The sequence below is a fragment of the Amycolatopsis sp. NPDC041971 genome, from assembly GCF_055588925.1.
The window spans coordinates 1-15,793 of the sequence record NZ_JBVJCE010000002.1; the positions used below are offsets into that span (position 1 = coordinate 1).

Genomic DNA, 15,793 nt, shown 5'->3' on the forward strand with positions numbered 1-15,793 from the left:
GGTACTTGTCGAGCAGCTCCCGCCCCCCGGTCTTTCTGTGTCTCCCCCCCCCCCCCCCCCCCCCCCCCCCCCCCCCCCCCCCCCCCCCCCCCCACCCCCTGAGGCCCTCGGCGGGCGACGCACGAGACTCACCCCCGCCGGTGAACGCCCCGGTCATCGCGCCGCTGCGCCATCTTTGTAACGCACCGTGAGTGGTGGCGGTCACACCGTTAGCGACCTTAGACTTCGTACGTCCTGCTACGACCACGTTGCCAAACCGTGTCCAATTGATGCGGCTTAATCGATTCAGCCGTCTTCCCCGAGACACATTCGGCGGCATATGTTGTCGCCCACAACATATGCGCGATGGTGCGACCGGTCCTCCAGGATCGCCGCCCGCGAGCAAGATCGGAGAAGGAACGAGGATGCGCAGCAGAACCCTTACCCTCCTCGCCGCGACGGTGGGCGCCGGCCTGGTGCTTTCCGCCTGCGGCGCCAACACCGCCGACTCGGGCAGCGGCAACTCCTCGCAGCCCGCGCCCGCCCCGGGCGGTGCCGCCGCCGGCGGCAAGGTCGGCGTCATCTTGCCGGAGACCGCCACCTCCGCGCGATGGGAGTCCTTCGACAAGCCGTTCCTGACCAAGGCGCTCAAGGACGCGGGCTTCGACGCCGACGTCCAGAACGCCCAAGGCGACGTGCAGAAGTTCACCACGCTGGCCGACGGCATGATCGCGCAGAACGTCAAGGTCCTGATCATCGCCGCCATCAACGGCGAGGTCGGCTCGGCGGTCGCCCGCAAGGCGCAGGCCGCGGGCATCCCGACGATCGACTACGACCGCCTGAACCTCGGTGGCAGCTCCGACTACTACGTCTCGTTCGACAACGAGAAGGTCGGCCAGCTGCAGGGCCAGGGTCTCGCCGACGCGCTGAAGGACAAGAAGGGCGCCGAGGTCGTCATGATCGAGGGCGCCCCGACCGACAACAACGCGACGCTGTTCGCCAACGGCCAGAAGTCCGTGCTCCAGCCGAAGTTCGCCAGCGGCGACCTGAAGCTCGTACGTGAGCAGGCCATCGACAACTGGGACAACCAGAAGGGCGGTCAGACCTTCGAGCAGATCCTGACCGACAACAAGGGCAGGGTCGACGGTGTCGTCGCCGCGAACGACGGTCTCGCCGGCGCGGTCATCACCGTGCTGAAGAAGAACGGCCTCAACGGCAAGGTCCCGGTCACCGGCCAGGACGCCACCGCGGACGGCCTCATGGCGATCCTGCGCGGCGACCAGTACATGACCGTGTTCAAGCCGATCAAGGAAGAGGCCGAAGCCGCGGCGAAGCTCGCCGTGCTGCTGGCCAAGGGCGACAAGGCGGGCGCCGACGCGCTGGCCACCGGCAAGGCGAAGGACCCGAAGGGCAACCGCGAGGTCAAGTCCGTGCTCCTCGAGCCGAAGATGACCACCAAGGACGGTGTCAAGGAGGTCGTGACGCAGGGCTACGTCAAGGCGGCCGAGATCTGCGGCGGCGACCTGGCCGCGGCGTGCACGCAGCTCGGTATCTCCTGACCCGTTAGATCCAGACGACCGGGCCGGGACGCTCTCCCGACAAGCGCGCCCCGGCCCGGTCTCCAGCCGGGAGAATTCGAGAACCCCCATGAGTGAACCCATCCTCGAACTGAAGCAGCTGAACAAGAGCTTCGGGCCGGTCCACGTGCTCCACGACGTGGACTTCAACGTGCGCGCCGGTGAGGTCACCGCGCTGGTCGGCGACAACGGTGCCGGAAAGTCCACTTTGGTCAAGTCGATCGCCGGGATCCACGGCTACGACTCGGGCACGGTGAAGTTCCAGGGCGAACCGGTGCACATCCACGGCCCGCGTGACGCCGCGGATCTGGGGATCGAGGTCGTCTACCAGGACCTCGCCCTCGCCGAGAACCTCGACATCGTGCAGAACATGTTCCTCGGCCGGGAACGCGGCAGCAAATGGCTGCTCGACGAGGCCAGCATGGAGAAGGCCGCCCGCGAGACGCTCGCCTCGCTCTCGGTCCGCACCGTGAAGTCCGTCCGCACGCCCGTTTCGGCCCTCTCGGGCGGGCAGCGGCAGACCGTCGCGATCGCCAAATCCGTGCTGTGGGACTCGAAGGTGGTCCTGCTCGACGAGCCGACCGCCGCGCTCGGTGTCGCGCAGACCCGTCAGGTGCTCGACCTCGTCCGCCGCCTCGCGGAGCAGGGCCTGGGTGTGGTGCTGATCAGCCACAACATGGCCGACGTCTTCGAGGTCGCCGACCGCATCGCGGTGCTCTACCTCGGCCGTCTCGTCGCCGAGGTGCACACCAAGGACGTCACCCACGGCCAGGTCGTGGAACTGATCACCGCCGGCCGATCCGGCGACCTCGGCCTTGCCCGCCCCGAAGCCGCCGTCCTCTAGAACCAGGCGAGAAAGAACCGGAAATGACTGAGACACCCGCAAAGCCCGCCTCGCCGGAGGGGGGCAAGCCGGCGGCCGCCGCGCTCAACTCGTCGGCGGCCATCACGGACTTCGGCATCGACACGACATCGATGTCAACGAGCGAGGCGGTCGGTGACTACTTCTCCCGGCTCAAGGCGGGGCAGCTGGGTTCGCTCCCGGCGCTGCTCGGCCTGCTCGTGCTGGTGATCGTGTTCGCCTCGCTGTCGGACACCTTCCTGACGATGAACAACATCGCGAACCTGATGGCCCAAGGCGCCGGCAAGGCGATCATCGCGATGGGCATCGTGTTCGTACTGCTGCTCGGCGAAATCGACCTGTCCGCGGGTACCGCGTCCGGGGTCACCGCCGCCGTCCTCGCGATGCATTACGTGCGCGACGGAAACCTGTTGGGCGGTATGGGGAACGGCGTGTTCATCGCGTTCCTCGTCGTGCTCGCGATCGCCGCGCTGCTCGGCGTGATCCTGCGGATCTGGGCGGGCGTCGGGTTCGCCGTGCTCGCCATCGCGCTGGTGCTGTCGGGAGCCGCGGCCAACCCGTGGATCGAGATGCTGCTCGCGATCAGCGTCGGTGGCGCTATCGGTGTCCTCACCGGGTTCCTCGTCTCGAAAATCGGGATGCCCTCGTTCGTCGTGACGCTGGCGCTCTTCCTTGCCTGGCAGGGTGTCATCCTCCAGTTCATCGGTGAGGGCGGCACGCTCGGCATCAGCACCTCGGACGTGTTGTTCAAGGTCGCCAACGGCAATCTGTCCACTGTGGGCAGCTGGATCCTCTTCCTGGTCGCCGCCGGTGGTTTCGCCGCGGTGACACTGGGCCAGCATTTCTCGCGGCTCAAACGCGGCCTGGTCACCCAGCCGACGCCGATGGTGCTGTTCAAGGTCGGCGCGATCGGCGTGGTCGCCGCGATCGCGACCTATCTGCTGACCCTGAACCGCGCGCCGAACCCGAACATCGTCATCTCCGGCGTCCCGTACGTCGTGCCGATCGTGCTCGGCCTGCTGGTGCTCGGCACCTATGTGCTCAACCGCACGCAGTACGGCCGTCACATCTACGCCGTCGGCGGCAACCGCGAGGCGGCCCGCCGCGCCGGTATCAACGTCGAGAAGATCCGCGCTTCGGTGTTCGTCATCTGCTCGGCGGTGGCGGCGATCGGCGCGATCGTCTACTCGTCGAAGGTCGGTTCGGTCGACCCGCAGGCCGGTGGCCTCAACACGCTGCTGTTCGCGGTCGGCGCCGCCGTCATCGGTGGTACGTCGCTGTTCGGCGGCAAGGGCCGGGTCGTCGACGCGGTGATCGGTGGTCTCGTGCTGGCGGTCGTGGAGAACGCGCTCGGCCTGCTGAAACAGTCTGCGGCGGTGGTCAACATCGTCACCGGTTTGGTGCTGCTTCTCGCGGCCACGGTGGACGCGCTGTCCCGTCGCCGCGCGGCTGCGTCGCCGCGCTGAGTCCGCATGGAATGATGAAGCCCGTGACCAGCACACCCGTTGCACGACCAGACGAGGTGCGCAGGCACAACCGCACGACCTTGCTCCGGTTGCTGCACGTCAGCGGCCCGAGTACCAGGGCGACCCTGGCCACCGAGCTGGGGCTCAACCGCAGCACCATCAAGACCCTCGTCGACGGCCTCGCGGAAGCAGGTGTCGTCGAGGAGCGGGTCCCGAGGCCGGGACGAGGGGCGGGCCGCCCCTCGCTCCTGGTCCTGCCGCAGCCGCACGCGGCGGTGGTGCTCGCGGTCGACCTCCAGGTCGAACACGTCGCGATCGCGCTGATCGGGTTCGGCGGCCAGATCCTCGGGCGCAACAGCTGGAACCTCCACGGCCGGATGCGGGAGGCCGACGAGGTGATCACGCATGTGATCGAGTCGACCACCGTGTTAGCGGGCGACCTCGGCGTGCAGCCGATCGCCGCTGGGGTGTCCGTGCCCGGCGTCGTCCGCCGGGCCGACGGGCATGTCCATGAGGCGCCCAACCTGCGCTGGACCGACGTGGCGCTCGGGGAACGGCTCGGCGGTGTGCTGCGTATTCCGATCCTGGTCGGCAACGACGCCGAACTCGGCGCCGTCGCCGAACACCTGCGCGGCGCCGCGCGAGGCTCGTCCGACGCCGTCTACGTCTCCGCCGACGTCGGCGTCGGGGGAGGGATCATCGCGGACGGCTCGTCGCTGCGCGGCGGCGCCGGGTACGTCGGTGAGATCGGGCATATGGCGATCCGGCCGGGCGGCCGTCCCTGCTACTGCGGGTCCAGCGGCTGCTGGGAGACCGAGGTCGGCGAGGCGGCGCTGTGCCGCGCGCTCGACCTGCCCGAGGACACCCCGCGCGGAGCGATCATGTTCGAACTGCGCGAACTGGGCCGAGACCCGCACGCGGCCGAGGAGCGGCTCTCGGAGTTCGCGGAATGGCTGACGCTCGGCCTGGTGAACGTGGTCAACCTGCTCGGTCCGCAACTGGTCGTGCTGGGCGATCTGCTCACCGTGCTGCCCGAGTCGGTCGTGCGGTCGGTGGCGGCCGAGGTCCGGCGGCGGAGCCTGGTCAGCCGCGCCGTGGGCGGGACGCAGATCGTGAGCTCGGCGCTCGGTGCCGACGTGAAGCTGCTGGGCGCGGCCGAGGCCGCCTTCGAGATGATCTTGGACACCGTCTAGCTCGCGTTTAGTCCTCTGGATGCGGTACTTGCACACGCAACGATCGCATCCAGAGGACTAAACGCGGTCTTTCAGGAGGCCTGACAGCAGGGCCACCAGGGCGGCGAGGGACTTCTCCTTCGCCGTTTCGGGGTCTTCGGCGTGCGCGATCATCAGCGCCGCCTCAGCGCAGGCGCTCAGCGTCAGTTGCGCCAGCTCCGGGATCGGCGCGTCGATCAGCAACCCGTCCGTGGCGGCGGCCTCCAGGACCTCCGTGATCAGGCCCAGCCCGTACCGGTTCTCCAGCTCACGCCATTCCTGCCAGCCGAGTACCGACACGGCGTCCGTGAGCGCGATCCGCACCACCTCGGGCCGCAGGCACAGGTCCAGGAACCGGCTCAGCGCGCCCAGCGCGGCCGACCACGGATCGTCCGTCGCTCGCAGGACGGTCCGGAGTTCTTCGGTGATCTCCGTTTCGATCTGCTCGATCACGGCGCGGAACAGCCCCTGTTTGTCGCCGAAGTGGTGGTACAGCGCGCCACGGGTGACACCCGCCGCCCGGACGATCTCGTCGGTGGGAACGGCGGCGTAACCCTGTTCGGCGAACAACGTCCGCGCCCCCGTGATCAACGCGGCTCGCGTCGATTGCGATCGTTCGGTCTGGCTACGTCGTGGCGTGGGCACGCAGGAATTCCACCATCATGCCGCTCAGCCGCTCCGGCTGGTCCTCCGGCACGAAGGCGTAGGAGTCCTCGATCGTCTTCAGTTCGGCGTTCGGCAGGACTCCGGCGAGCTTCTCGCCCAGCCACAACGGGAAGTGCCGGTCTTCGGGTGCCCAGGCCAGCAGGACGGGCTTTTCGAAGGCGGGCAGCCGCTCGGCGGCGGTCAGGGTGTACCGGTTGTCGACCCCGGCGAGGAATCGCGCCAGGTCTTCGCGGATCGCCCGGTCACGGCGGCTGGGCAGCAGGTAGGCGTCGAGGATGTGGCCGGGAACCGGGTGTTTGGCCAGCCAGAGGAAGTCCGTCGTTTCCAGCAGCCACCTCCAGCGCAACGCCTGGACCATCGTCGGGACGCCGCCGGGGAGGCGCGCCAGCGTGCTCAGCCCTCTGAACATCGGTGGGAGGAAGCGTTCGAAGGAGTCCGACGGGGTCAGCACGACCCGGCCCACCCGTTCCGGGGTCGTGGTCATGAGCAGTTGCGTGAGCGCGCCGCCGGTGTCGTTCGCGACCACGGTGGCGTCGGTCAGGTCGAGCACTTCGAGGAAGCCCGCGATGAGCGCGGCGACCCCGGGCGGGCTCAGGTCGGCGCCGGGGACCGGGATCTCGTGCGAGCCCAGCGGCCAGTCCGGGGTCAGGCAGCGGAAGCCGGCGTCGGCGACAGCGGGGGCCACCTTCCGCCAGAGCAGGCCGTTGGTGAGCAGGCCGTGCACGAAGACCACGGGAGGGCCTTCGCCGCGGTCACGGTAGCGGATGCGGGCGACACCGAGGTCGGCCTCGTGCACCTCGCCGAGGAAGTCGCTGGTCGTCATGGGCACAACATACATGCAGTATGTATGTTTTGGAAGATGCCCGGGGTGCCTCGCCCCAGGAGCCTTGAAACAAAACAGTGCGGCCGGCGCGCTCCATGAGGAGCGGCCGGCCGCCGGGTGGTCGTGGACTGGTGGGCTACCGCTGAATGTCCGCGGACATTTCCTTGAGCTTCGTTTCGTGTGCGCGGGCGTGGTGACCACAGAAGAGCAACTCGCCACCGGTGCTGAGAATGGCCCGAACCTGGGCCGCAGCTCCACACCGGTCACATCGGTCGGCAGCGGTCAGTTCGGGGCGGGTGAGCGTCGGTGAAGTCATTGGAGTCTCCCTCCGTCCCGGCACCGGTGGCCCGGTGCCATCGATCCAGCTACGACCACTTCGGCACTGATGCCGGCAACGTTCGTTCCCGGCCCCGCCGTGTTCGTGCTTCCACTCTTCCAGACGTTTGGCGACCCGCAAGTGTTCCCGTGCGGGTGTCTCATTTGTCACTGGTAATTACCTCGTATGCCGTAGCGTAATCACGCAACGTGGGAGAAGACGCCCCGCCGAACCGTCTTTTCCCACGTCAGGCACCATGCGGAGGTGGGTATCGCAGTCCTCCGGAACCGTCTTTCGAGCGTGCCGGCGCCGGTCTTGTTCGTTCTCAGCGGAATTTCCATGTACGTCGGTGCGGCCGTCGCCGTAGGTCTCTTTTCGGTCGCCTCCCCCGCGGGGGTGGCCTGGCTTCGCTGTCTCGGGGCGGCGGTGGTCCTCCTGGCGTGGCGCAGGCCACCCCGCTCGGCGTGGACCGGGCGCACGTTCCTGCTCGCGGGTGCGTTCGGCATCGTCACCGCCGGGATGAACGTGCTCTTCTACGAAGCGATCGCGAGGTTGCCGCTCGGCACCGCGGTCGCCATCGAGTTCGCGGGGCCCGTGGTGGTGGCGGCGATCGGTTCGCGCACCCGTCGCGACGTCTTCGCGCTGCTGCTGGTGGCGGCCGGGGTGATCGCCATCGCGGACGTCCGCCTCGAAGGCAGCTTGCTCGGCGTGCTGTTCGCGCTGGGCGCCGCGGCCGCCTGGGCCGGGTACATCCTGCTCGGGAAGCGGGTCGCGGTCGGCGGGAACGGGATCGACGGGCTGGCCGTCGGGTTCGCCGTCGGCACCGTGGTGCTGTCGCCGCTGGCGTTCGGCACGGGCGCCGTGTGGGCTTCGCCACGTCTGCTGCTGCTGGGCATCGGGGTGGGCGTGCTCTCGACCGTCGTGCCGTACGCGCTCGACCAAGTGGTCCTGCGCAAGGCCGGGCGGGCGCGGTTCGCGCTGCTCCTCGCGTTGCTGCCGGTCACGGCGGGGCTGATCGGCTTCCTGTGGCTCCGGCAGGTGCCGACCCCGCCCGAGGCGATCGGCACGCTGGCCGTCGTCGCCGGGGTCGCGCTGCGTTCGCCGGGGAAACGCGATGGCCCGGCGCCTTCCTGAGCGGGATACTGACCAATCTGTGGCGCTTCGAGCACCAGGAGGACAAGTGGCCGAGATCCGGCGGGCCGATACCGTCGAAGAGGTCGTCGCCGCTCAGCACCTGTTCGACGGACCGGCGCAACAGGCGGCGTCCGAGAAGTTCCTCGCGGCGGAGGAGAACCATCTCCTGATCGCTTACGAGGACGGCGAACCCGCGGGGATGATCACCGGCACCGAGGTGACGCATCCGGACAAGGGCACCGAGATGTTCCTCAACGAACTCGACGTCAGCCCGGACTACCAGCGCCGCGGAATCGGCCGTGACCTGGTCGACGCGCTGGCCGGGATCGCCCGGGAGCGTGGCTGCCGCGGGATGTGGGTCGGGGTCGAAAGGGACAACGAGGCCGCGCTGGCGACCTACGCCTCGGCGGGAGCGTCGAACGACGGCCCGTTCATCATGCGGTCGTGGACGTTCGACGAGTGAGGTCCTCCGGAATCGACGGCGACCGGACGGGGTTGTCCGGCCGCCGCTGGCTGCCCGGTGGCGAGCATCTCGTCGCCGTCGCACGGGCCGAACTCCCGCAGAAGGACGGGCTCGCCGGGCCGTTCGCGGCGCTGGCCGCCCTGCGCGCGGCGGGCTTCGACGTCGCCGGTCAGGACGAGGTCGCCGCGCTGGCGGGCACTACGCCGGAGGGACTGCCGCGGGCGATCGGGACGCTGTCGGGCGGGCGGCTCGCCGCGGTGCCCGCCACCGGGAACCGGTCGCCGCGGTCGGTGTTCATGCTCCTGGCCGCGTTGTGGCGGCTGCCGAGGGTCGCGTTGATCGCGGAGGTCGACCCGGCCGAATTCGGCGCGCACGACACGCCGGCGCGAGCGCTGCTCGACTACCTCGACACGGGTCTCCCGCCGCTGTGGTCGTCCCGCTGGCGCGCGGCCGCCGGGCATCGCGTGCTGGCGACCGGAATGCGCATCGGCGCCGAAGGAACCTTGGTGTCCATTATGGACGGTTATCCGTCCTTGGGGGACAACGGATTGCACGACCAGCCGGTGGAATGGGTGGCCGCCGCGCTGAAGCGGATGCTGGTCGTGGTGGACGACACCGACACCGAGGCCGCCGTCGCGGCGATCACGACGGCAGGTCTGTGGAGCTGACTTCGTCCTTCGCGAAGCGCGAATGCCCGCGCCCGTAGAAGACGTAGATCAGCAGACCGAGCAGCAGCCAAGCGGCGAACCGCAGCCAGGTCATCACGTCCAGGTTGAGCATCAGGTAGAAGCACGCCAGCGCCGCCACGATGGGCAGATAGGGCGAAAACGGCACGGAGAACGGACGCTCCAGATCCGGACGGCGCTTGCGCAGCACCGGGACGGCCAGCGCGACGATGATCATCGCCGACAGCGCGCCGATGCTGACCATGTCGGCGAGTTCGGAGATCGGCACGAACGCGGCCAGCGCCGCGATCAGCACGGCACCGGCGATGGTCATCCGGTGCGGGGTGCCCCAGCGCGGATGCGCCGTGCCGAACTTCTTCGGCAGCAGGCCGTCGCGGCCCATCGCGAACCCGATCCGGCCGATCGTCACCAGTTCCACCATCATCACCGACGTCAGTCCGGTGACCGCGCCGAGCGAGATCAGCGCGCCCACCCAGTGCTGCCCGACCCGGTCGAAGGCGTCGGCGAGCGGGGCGCCCGCGTCGATCTCGGCGAACGGCACCATCCCGGTCAGCACCAGCGAGACACCGATGTAGAGCAGCGCGCAGACCCCGAGCGCGCCGAGAATGCCGACCCGCAGATCGCGTTTCGGGTTCACGGTCTCCTCGCCGAGGTTGGCGAGCGCCTCGAAACCGGTATAGGCGAAGAAGACGACAGCGGCGGCCGTCACCATTCCGGCGATTCCGTAGACGGACTGTTCGAGCCCGAGCGCGGCTTGCACGATCGGCTGATGCAGGGTGCTCGCCGTCTCCGCCGGTGCCTGCGCGGGCGGGATGAACGGCGTCAGGTTCTCGCCGCGGATGTAGAACACGCCGACGGCGAGGATCAGCACGCACACCGCGACCTTGACCAGAACGAGCAGATTCGTCACCCGCGCCGACTCCTTGATGCCGAGGACGGCGATCACGGTCAGCACGGCGATGATCGCGACAGCGCCGATGTTCACCTTCGCGTCTTCGCCGAACCAGTCGGGGGAGAGCCCCATCAGATTCGCGAGATAGCCGGACCACCCGCGTGACACGACGGCCGCGCCGAGGGCGAACTCCAGCAACAGATCCCAGCCGATGATCCAGGCGAAAGTCTCGCCGAGGGTGGCGAAGGCGTAGGTGTAGGCGCTGCCCGCCGTCGGCACGCTGGAAGCGAGTTCGGCGTAACAGAGGGCGGCCATCCCGGCCACCACGGCGCCGAGCACGAACGAGAGTGTGACCGACGGGCCCGCGTGGGTTTTCGCCTCGACTCCGGCGAGGGTGAAGATCCCGGTACCGATGATGATGCCGACCCCGAAGCCGATCAGGTCGCGCCCATGCAGACGGCGTTTCAGCTCACCGGAATCCTGCCGTTGCAGGACCTCGTCCACGTCCAGAGTTCGCCGCATGAAAAGTCACGCTAGAAGATCACCGACCGACTCGCAGATCGATGGGAGTTCACCCCTCCAGCACGACGCCGTTCTCCTGCGCGAGGATCGCCGCCTGCACTCGCGACCGCAGGTCCAGTTTCGTCAGCACCCGCGAAACGTGCGTCTTCACCGTGGTCTCGCCGATGTGCAGCCGGGTGCCGATCTGCGCGTTGGACAGCCCGCCGCCCAGACACGCCAGCACTTCGCGCTCGCGTTCGGTCAGGTCCCCGAGCCCGGCGGGGACGAGGGAAGGTTCGCGTGTCCCCGCGGCGAAGGCGGCGATGAGCTTTCGCGTGACTTGCGGAGCGAGCACTCCTTCGCCCGCCGCGACCAGCTTCACCGCCTCGATCAGCCTCGACGCCTCCACCGACTTCAGCAGGAACCCGGCCGCGCCCGCCCGCAGCGCGGCGTGGACGTACTCGTCGAGATCGAAGGTGGTCAGCACGAGTACTTCGCACAATCCCGCCGCGGTCAGTTCCCGCGTGGCGGCGATGCCGTCGACGCCGGGCATGCGGACGTCCATCAGCACGACGTCCGGCTTCAGCGCCTTCGCCTGGCGGATGGCGGTGGCACCGTCCGCGGCCTCGCCGACCACCTCGATGCCCTCGGCGTTCCCGAGGATCATCATCAACCCGGCACGGATCGCGCCGTGGTCGTCGGCGACCAGGACTTTGATGGTCAAGACCCCTCCAGAGGCAGTTCGGCGCGGACCAGCCAGCCACCGCCGGACGGCCCGGCGGCGAGGGTGCCGCCCACCGCGGCGGCGCGTTCCCGCATGTTCAGCAGGCCGAGTCCGGTCCCGCCGTCGTCGAGGCGGCCCGGCTGAAGATCGTTGCGCACCTCGACGGTGAGTATGCCGCCGCGCGAGCGGATGTCGAGGACCGCGCGTCCGCCGGGGGCGTGTTTCACCGCGTTGGTCAGCGCCTCCTGCGCGATCCGGTACGCCGTCAGATCGACCGCGGCGGGCAGCGGGGACGACGGGTCCGGCACGGAGCCGAGTTCGACCTCCAGCCCGCTCGCCCGCGCCGATTCGACCAATTTGGACAGTTCGGCCAGCCGCGCGGGCGCCGTCGGCTCGATCTCGGTGTCCGCGCGCAACAGCCCGATCATGGCGCGCATCTCGTCCAGCGCGTTCACACTGTTCTCCCGCACCGATTCCAGGACCTTCCTGGACAGCTTCGGGTCGGCGGTGGCCATCGACAACGCGGCCTCGGACTGGATCGCGATCGCCGAGAGATGCCCGGCGATGACGTCGTGCAGATCCCGCGCCATCTTCGAGCGTTCCCCGGCGACGGCGGCCCTCCGGTCCAGTTCGCCGATCGTGGCCAGCTGGACCGCGTTCGCCCGTTCGTTGTCGGCGATGTCCCGCTGTTGCCGCACGTTCGCCGCCCACCACACCGGGGTGACGAGGAACGGCAGGAACGCGAACGCCACCAGGATCGCCGTCCGCCACTGCGAGGAGAGGACGAGCGCCAGGCAGACCACCGCGAGCGTCCCGATCGCGGCGATGCCGATCATCGTCCTGCTGGTCCGCCGTGAACCGTAGAGCGTCGTCGCGTAGAGGAAGTCGGTGAAGACGACGAGGATCGGCAGCGAAGGACTGATTGCCACGTCCACGGCGACCACGACCAACGCGCCGAGCAGCGCCCACGGAACCTTGCGGCGCAGCATCTCCAGCGCGCACAGCACGGTCAGCTCGGTCAACCGGATCCACAGTGGTGTCGTGTCCGGGCCGTTGAGCAGCACCTGCATCCCGCTGAGATAGACCAGGGCGCCGATGAGCCAGGTGCCGAGCGCGATGACGAGGTCCTGCTTCCACTGCGGAAGGTGACTCAAGCGCGGGACCAACGTGGGCACCGGTCCATCCCAGCACATCGGGGCGGGCGGCGGGGTCCTACGAACTGATGACGATGATCTCCTGCCCTTCACCGACGCGCCGGACCGCCATCGGAGACGAAGCTCGAAGGGTGAACAAGATCTGGGACTTTTTCGCGGAGAATCCGATGGCGGCGGTGATCGCCGCCGGGGAGATCGGTTTCTGGGTCGCCATCGGAGCCGGCCTGCTGGCCCGCTACCTGCTCCGGCTCAAGCGGACGAGCACCGTGCTGCTGGCGCTCACCCCGGTGATCGACATCGTGGTGCTGGTCGCGACGGTGCTCGACCTCCAAGGCGGCGGCAAGGCGAACTTCGTGCACGGTCTCGCCGCGGTGTACCTCGGCTTCAGCGTGGCGTTCGGGCCGTCGATGATCCGGTGGGCCGACGTGCGGTTCGCGCACCGGTTCGCCGGCGGGCCGCCCCCGGCGCCCAAGCCGAGGGGGCGGGAGAAGGCCCGCGTCGAATGGCGTGAGTGGGGCAAATGCGTACTGGCGTGCGGGATCGCCGCCGCCGTGCTGCTGGGGCTGATCTTCCTGGTGGGCAACGGCGAACAGGTCGCGCCGTTGTGGGGCTGGTTGCCGCGGCTGGGGGTCGTGACAGCCATCTGGTTCGCCACCGGGCCGCTGTGGCAGCAGCTTTCACCCAAGGACGACGACCGAGTTTCGGAAGGGGCGCGACGATGATCGAACTACTGGGGATCCTCCTGCTGGTGCAGGGCGGGGGAGGGCTGATCAACCGGCTGCTGGGCAGCACGAATCCGAGCTGGTTCGTCCAGCTCCACCTGCTCCCGCCGGGGATGCACATCGTGGTGAGCGTGCTGATGGTCGCCGCGGGCGTCGGGGTGCTGTTCGCCGAACGCGCGCGTAAGCAACGCCGCCGGTCGTAGCCGGATTCGCGGCTTCTCCGGGGGCCGCGTGCGGATTACCATGAGTCATGGCCACCGGGCCCGTCGCGCTGTACACCGTTGTCGCCGTGGCGCCGTCGGTTCTCTTCTGGTGCGCGCTGAAGGTGCCCGCCGTGCTGCGCCGGTGGCGGCGGCGCCGGGAACCGGAGGTCCCGGCCGGGCCGCCCATCGAGAAGCTCGCCGCCGATCTCCGCCGGGTGCACCGGCTGCTGGCGGAACTTCCTTCCGGCGCTTCCGCCGTCCGCCGGTACGGCACCAGGCAGGCGTACGACGCGCTGCTCGTCCAGGCCTGCCGAGAGGTCGAGGTCGACCACCGGCTGGACGAGCTACCGGAGGGCTTCGACCGTGGGGTCGAACGCTTGCGTGTCGAAGAATCCCTGGCCGAGCGCGGACTTTCGGTGTCCTGACGGCGTTTGTATCGAATGTATGCGCGTGGCCGGGAGGCTGGCGGGCATGAAGAGGCTGGGACTTCTCGCTGCACTGCTGCTGGTGTTCGCGCTCATCCCCGGGGTCGCCTCCGCCGCGGCCGCGTTCCCGAGGATGAACGCGGCCACGGTCGACGGCTTCCGCTGGACGTCCGGTTCGACCTTCGACGCCTACGGCGCCCGGATCGCCGCGCTGGAGAAACACCTCCCGCCGCGCGGCCTGCCGGAGATCCTGTCGTCGGCCAACCGGAAGGCGCGGCCGCTGTGCCACGGCACGTATCTCGCGGCGGCGCTGAAACCGGCGGGCTTCTGCTGGGAGGACGCCAACGACGACAAGACCAACGACTGGATCCCGCAGGGGCTGACCGGTTCGGGTGACGCCGACGCGGCGACCGGGAAGGTCGGCGGGAAACGGGTCGTGGCGGCCTCCTGGCACACCCCCGGCGACACCATGGTCCGGCTGTCCTTTGTGGACGCCACCGGGTTCGGTTACCGGCACGTGCTGCTCGTGGAACCGACGTCGAACGACAACTTCGCCGTCGTGCAGGGGCACGGGCACGGGATGACCTGGATCGGGAACCGGCTGTTCGTCGCGACCACCGGGGGAGTGGTGCGGGTCTTCGACACGACGCACTTCTGGAAGGTCGACGACAGCTCCGGCGTAGTCGGGAAGGGCCCGGACGGCAAATACCACGCGGCCTTCTACGACTACGCGATGCCGCAGATCGGCGCGTACTGGTATCCCGGCGGCGGCACCTGCACCCACGCTCCCGGGACGCGGCCGTGTCTCTCGACGATGTCGTTCGATCACAGTGACGGCTCGATCGTGACCTCGGAGCACCTTCCGAAGGCCGCGGGCGGCCGGGTGCTGCGGTGGCCGTTCGACCGCGCGACCGGCCTGCCCAAGGTGTCGGCCGACGGGACCGTGCACGCGAAGGAAGGGTTCGTGTCGCCGGTGTGGGGCATGCAGGGAGCGGTGGCGCGCAACGGGTATTTCGTGATGACCGGCGTATGCCCCGAGTACGCCGGGGTGGCGGGCGACCATCCGTCGTGCCTGCACGGCGGGGTCGGCGGGACCTCGACGTCGCGGCTGAGCGGCAAGGCGCCGGTGAACTCGCAGAACCTTTCGTACTGGCCGGCGACAGGGGAGCTGTGGCTGATGAACGAGCAGCTCCGGGAGCGGGTGACGGTGCACGTGCCGTGGACGACCCTGACCGGCAGGCCCTGACCGGCCCGGTCGTGAGTGATTTGGGTAAGGGCCGAGGTATCTAGCGAGGCCAAAGCCCCGGATCTTCCCCAGTACATGAAGGCCCCCTTCCTTGCGCCTAGGTACAGGAAGGGGGCCTTCATGTACTACACCCGGCATCAGGCAAAGACACGACACGGCCCACCTGCGGTCAGTGGGCGAAGTCCCAGCGCGTGGCGCCGTGCGGTTCGGCGCCGGCCACGCCGATCGCGCGGTGCGGGGTGAGGCGGTAGAGGTACCAGGGTGGCGGTCCCGCGCTGGGCGCGCTGAAGGAAGCTGTGAGCGCGTCGCCCTCCACTGACGCGGGCCAACCGCCTGTCCGGTAGACCGCCGCCACCCGCTCCAGCGTCGCCGGGTCGGTGACCCGGTGCGCCTCACCCTCCATCGTGAGGTCGATTCCCCGCAGTCGCACCGAAACCGCGCACGCCGGGTTCGCCGCCAGGTTGCGGGACCGACGGGTTTCCGGCCCGCCTTTGAAATACAGGGCGTCGTCCACCCAGACGGCACCGACACCCGCCGAGTGCGGGCGTCCGTCGGGACGCACGGTCGTCACGAAGAAGGTCAGATCGGCGGTGGGCGTGTCCTCGGCGAGGATTTCGCGCGGACGGCTCCACGGCAGCTCCGCGGAGCCGTAACGGTCGAGGTTCTTGGTCGAAATCGGGTTCGTCGTCATACCCACGCGTCGAACGAGCGAGCCGCGATTCGACACCGGACGCGAAAAACCC

Annotated in this window: 18 protein-coding genes; 11 read left to right on the forward strand and 7 right to left on the reverse strand. The window is 69.1% G+C overall.

The window, feature by feature from the left end; all coding sequences use genetic code 11:
- Positions 1 to 404: 404 nt before the first annotated feature.
- The 4 genes from ACZ6DT_RS05040 to ACZ6DT_RS05055 all read left to right on the forward strand — a co-directional run bounded on the left by ACZ6DT_RS05040 (position 405) and on the right by ACZ6DT_RS05055 (position 5,077).
- Positions 405 to 1,538: a sugar ABC transporter substrate-binding protein gene (locus ACZ6DT_RS05040; RefSeq protein ID WP_465588887.1), complete on the forward strand. Its 1,134-nt coding sequence runs from the start codon at positions 405 to 407 to the stop codon at positions 1,536 to 1,538.
- Between the two features lie 88 nt (positions 1,539 to 1,626).
- A complete protein-coding gene (locus tag ACZ6DT_RS05045; RefSeq protein WP_409493228.1) occupies positions 1,627 to 2,400 on the forward strand; it encodes an ATP-binding cassette domain-containing protein in 774 nt (257 codons plus the stop codon).
- Between the two features lie 23 nt (positions 2,401 to 2,423).
- Complete coding sequence (locus tag ACZ6DT_RS05050; protein WP_465588891.1) at positions 2,424 to 3,884, forward strand: sugar ABC transporter permease; 1,461 nt, start codon at positions 2,424 to 2,426, stop codon at positions 3,882 to 3,884.
- A gap of 11 nt (positions 3,885 to 3,895) precedes the next feature.
- Positions 3,896 to 5,077 (forward strand): ROK family protein, encoded by a 1,182-nt coding sequence (locus ACZ6DT_RS05055; protein ID WP_465588894.1) that lies wholly within the window; start codon positions 3,896 to 3,898, stop codon positions 5,075 to 5,077.
- 57 nt (positions 5,078 to 5,134) lie between these two features.
- Here the strand turns inward: ACZ6DT_RS05055 and ACZ6DT_RS05060 are convergent, their stop codons facing one another.
- From ACZ6DT_RS05060 to ACZ6DT_RS05070, 3 genes are all read right to left on the reverse strand, one after another.
- The gene (locus tag ACZ6DT_RS05060; RefSeq protein WP_465588897.1) at positions 5,135 to 5,740 is read right to left on the reverse strand and encodes a TetR/AcrR family transcriptional regulator; all 606 of its coding nucleotides are present in this window, start codon (positions 5,738 to 5,740) and stop codon (positions 5,135 to 5,137) included.
- Positions 5,721 to 6,584: an alpha/beta fold hydrolase gene (locus tag ACZ6DT_RS05065; RefSeq protein WP_465588900.1), complete on the reverse strand. Its 864-nt coding sequence runs from the start codon at positions 6,582 to 6,584 to the stop codon at positions 5,721 to 5,723. Before ACZ6DT_RS05065 ends, ACZ6DT_RS05060 begins: the two co-directional genes overlap by 20 nt.
- A 136-nt stretch (positions 6,585 to 6,720) precedes the next feature.
- Complete coding sequence (locus ACZ6DT_RS05070) at positions 6,721 to 6,900, reverse strand: DUF7455 domain-containing protein (RefSeq protein ID WP_016332937.1); 180 nt, start codon at positions 6,898 to 6,900, stop codon at positions 6,721 to 6,723.
- A 339-nt stretch (positions 6,901 to 7,239) separates the two neighbouring features.
- Here ACZ6DT_RS05070 and ACZ6DT_RS05075 point away from each other — a divergent pair, with 339 nt between their 5' ends.
- The 3 genes from ACZ6DT_RS05075 to ACZ6DT_RS05085 are packed head-to-tail and all read left to right on the forward strand — an operon-like array spanning position 7,240 to position 9,165.
- Positions 7,240 to 8,034, forward strand: a complete 795-nt coding sequence (locus tag ACZ6DT_RS05075) for an EamA family transporter (RefSeq protein ID WP_465588903.1) — start codon at positions 7,240 to 7,242, stop codon at positions 8,032 to 8,034.
- Positions 8,035 to 8,080: 46 nt separating this feature from the next.
- Positions 8,081 to 8,497 carry a GNAT family N-acetyltransferase gene (locus tag ACZ6DT_RS05080; RefSeq protein WP_465588906.1) on the forward strand — a complete coding sequence of 139 codons (417 nt, stop codon included), beginning with the start codon at positions 8,081 to 8,083 and terminating at the stop codon, positions 8,495 to 8,497.
- A complete protein-coding gene (locus ACZ6DT_RS05085; RefSeq protein ID WP_465588909.1) occupies positions 8,494 to 9,165 on the forward strand; it encodes a DUF6885 family protein in 672 nt (223 codons plus the stop codon). The genes ACZ6DT_RS05080 and ACZ6DT_RS05085 overlap by 4 nt, the downstream gene beginning before the upstream one ends.
- On the opposite strand, the gene ACZ6DT_RS05090 is transcribed toward ACZ6DT_RS05085, so the two are convergent.
- From ACZ6DT_RS05090 to ACZ6DT_RS05100, 3 genes are all read right to left on the reverse strand, one after another.
- The gene (locus ACZ6DT_RS05090) at positions 9,140 to 10,579 is read right to left on the reverse strand and encodes an APC family permease (RefSeq protein ID WP_465590497.1); all 1,440 of its coding nucleotides are present in this window, start codon (positions 10,577 to 10,579) and stop codon (positions 9,140 to 9,142) included. The two genes, ACZ6DT_RS05085 and ACZ6DT_RS05090, sit on opposite strands and share 26 nt — an antisense overlap.
- Before the next feature lie 67 nt (positions 10,580 to 10,646).
- On the reverse strand, positions 10,647 to 11,300 hold the full coding sequence (locus tag ACZ6DT_RS05095) for a response regulator (protein WP_465588912.1): 654 nt from the start codon (positions 11,298 to 11,300) through the stop codon (positions 10,647 to 10,649).
- Positions 11,297 to 12,475, reverse strand: coding sequence for a sensor histidine kinase (locus ACZ6DT_RS05100; RefSeq protein WP_465588915.1), 1,179 nt, complete (start codon positions 12,473 to 12,475; stop codon positions 11,297 to 11,299). Before ACZ6DT_RS05100 ends, ACZ6DT_RS05095 begins: the two co-directional genes overlap by 4 nt.
- 110 nt (positions 12,476 to 12,585) lie before the next feature.
- On the opposite strand from ACZ6DT_RS05100, the gene ACZ6DT_RS05105 reads away from it, so the two are divergent.
- The 4 genes from ACZ6DT_RS05105 to ACZ6DT_RS05120 are packed head-to-tail and all read left to right on the forward strand — an operon-like array spanning position 12,586 to position 15,050.
- Positions 12,586 to 13,176 (forward strand): hypothetical protein, encoded by a 591-nt coding sequence (locus tag ACZ6DT_RS05105; protein ID WP_465588918.1) that lies wholly within the window; start codon positions 12,586 to 12,588, stop codon positions 13,174 to 13,176.
- Positions 13,173 to 13,379: a hypothetical protein gene (locus ACZ6DT_RS05110; protein WP_465588920.1), complete on the forward strand. Its 207-nt coding sequence runs from the start codon at positions 13,173 to 13,175 to the stop codon at positions 13,377 to 13,379. The genes ACZ6DT_RS05105 and ACZ6DT_RS05110 overlap by 4 nt, the downstream gene beginning before the upstream one ends.
- Positions 13,380 to 13,426: 47 nt before the next feature.
- Positions 13,427 to 13,804, forward strand: a complete 378-nt coding sequence (locus ACZ6DT_RS05115; protein ID WP_465588922.1) for a hypothetical protein — start codon at positions 13,427 to 13,429, stop codon at positions 13,802 to 13,804.
- 46 nt (positions 13,805 to 13,850) lie between these two features.
- Positions 13,851 to 15,050: a hypothetical protein gene (locus tag ACZ6DT_RS05120; RefSeq protein ID WP_465588925.1), complete on the forward strand. Its 1,200-nt coding sequence runs from the start codon at positions 13,851 to 13,853 to the stop codon at positions 15,048 to 15,050.
- 169 nt (positions 15,051 to 15,219) lie between these two features.
- Here ACZ6DT_RS05120 and ACZ6DT_RS05125 read toward each other — a convergent pair whose 3' ends face one another.
- Complete coding sequence (locus tag ACZ6DT_RS05125; protein WP_465588928.1) at positions 15,220 to 15,741, reverse strand: pyridoxamine 5'-phosphate oxidase family protein; 522 nt, start codon at positions 15,739 to 15,741, stop codon at positions 15,220 to 15,222.
- Positions 15,742 to 15,793: the final 52 nt, after the last annotated feature.

What these genes read in the sequence shown, in the direction of transcription:
- ACZ6DT_RS05040 (WP_465588887.1), top strand. Translation starts at nt 405, where the DNA reads ATGCGCAGCAGAACCCTTACCCTCCTCGCCGCGACGGTGGGCGCCGGC.
- ACZ6DT_RS05045 (WP_409493228.1), top strand. Translation starts at nt 1,627, where the DNA reads ATGAGTGAACCCATCCTCGAACTGAAGCAGCTGAACAAGAGCTTCGGG.
- ACZ6DT_RS05050 (WP_465588891.1), top strand. Translation starts at nt 2,424, where the DNA reads ATGACTGAGACACCCGCAAAGCCCGCCTCGCCGGAGGGGGGCAAGCCG.
- ACZ6DT_RS05055 (WP_465588894.1), top strand. Translation starts at nt 3,896, where the DNA reads ATGATGAAGCCCGTGACCAGCACACCCGTTGCACGACCAGACGAGGTG.
- ACZ6DT_RS05065 (WP_465588900.1), bottom strand. Translation starts at nt 6,584, where the DNA reads ATGACGACCAGCGACTTCCTCGGCGAGGTGCACGAGGCCGACCTCGGT.
- ACZ6DT_RS05070 (WP_016332937.1), bottom strand. Translation starts at nt 6,900, where the DNA reads ATGACTTCACCGACGCTCACCCGCCCCGAACTGACCGCTGCCGACCGA.
- ACZ6DT_RS05075 (WP_465588903.1), top strand. Translation starts at nt 7,240, where the DNA reads ATGTACGTCGGTGCGGCCGTCGCCGTAGGTCTCTTTTCGGTCGCCTCC.
- ACZ6DT_RS05110 (WP_465588920.1), top strand. Translation starts at nt 13,173, where the DNA reads ATGATCGAACTACTGGGGATCCTCCTGCTGGTGCAGGGCGGGGGAGGG.
- ACZ6DT_RS05115 (WP_465588922.1), top strand. Translation starts at nt 13,427, where the DNA reads ATGGCCACCGGGCCCGTCGCGCTGTACACCGTTGTCGCCGTGGCGCCG.
- ACZ6DT_RS05120 (WP_465588925.1), top strand. Translation starts at nt 13,851, where the DNA reads ATGAAGAGGCTGGGACTTCTCGCTGCACTGCTGCTGGTGTTCGCGCTC.
- ACZ6DT_RS05125 (WP_465588928.1), bottom strand. Translation starts at nt 15,741, where the DNA reads ATGACGACGAACCCGATTTCGACCAAGAACCTCGACCGTTACGGCTCC.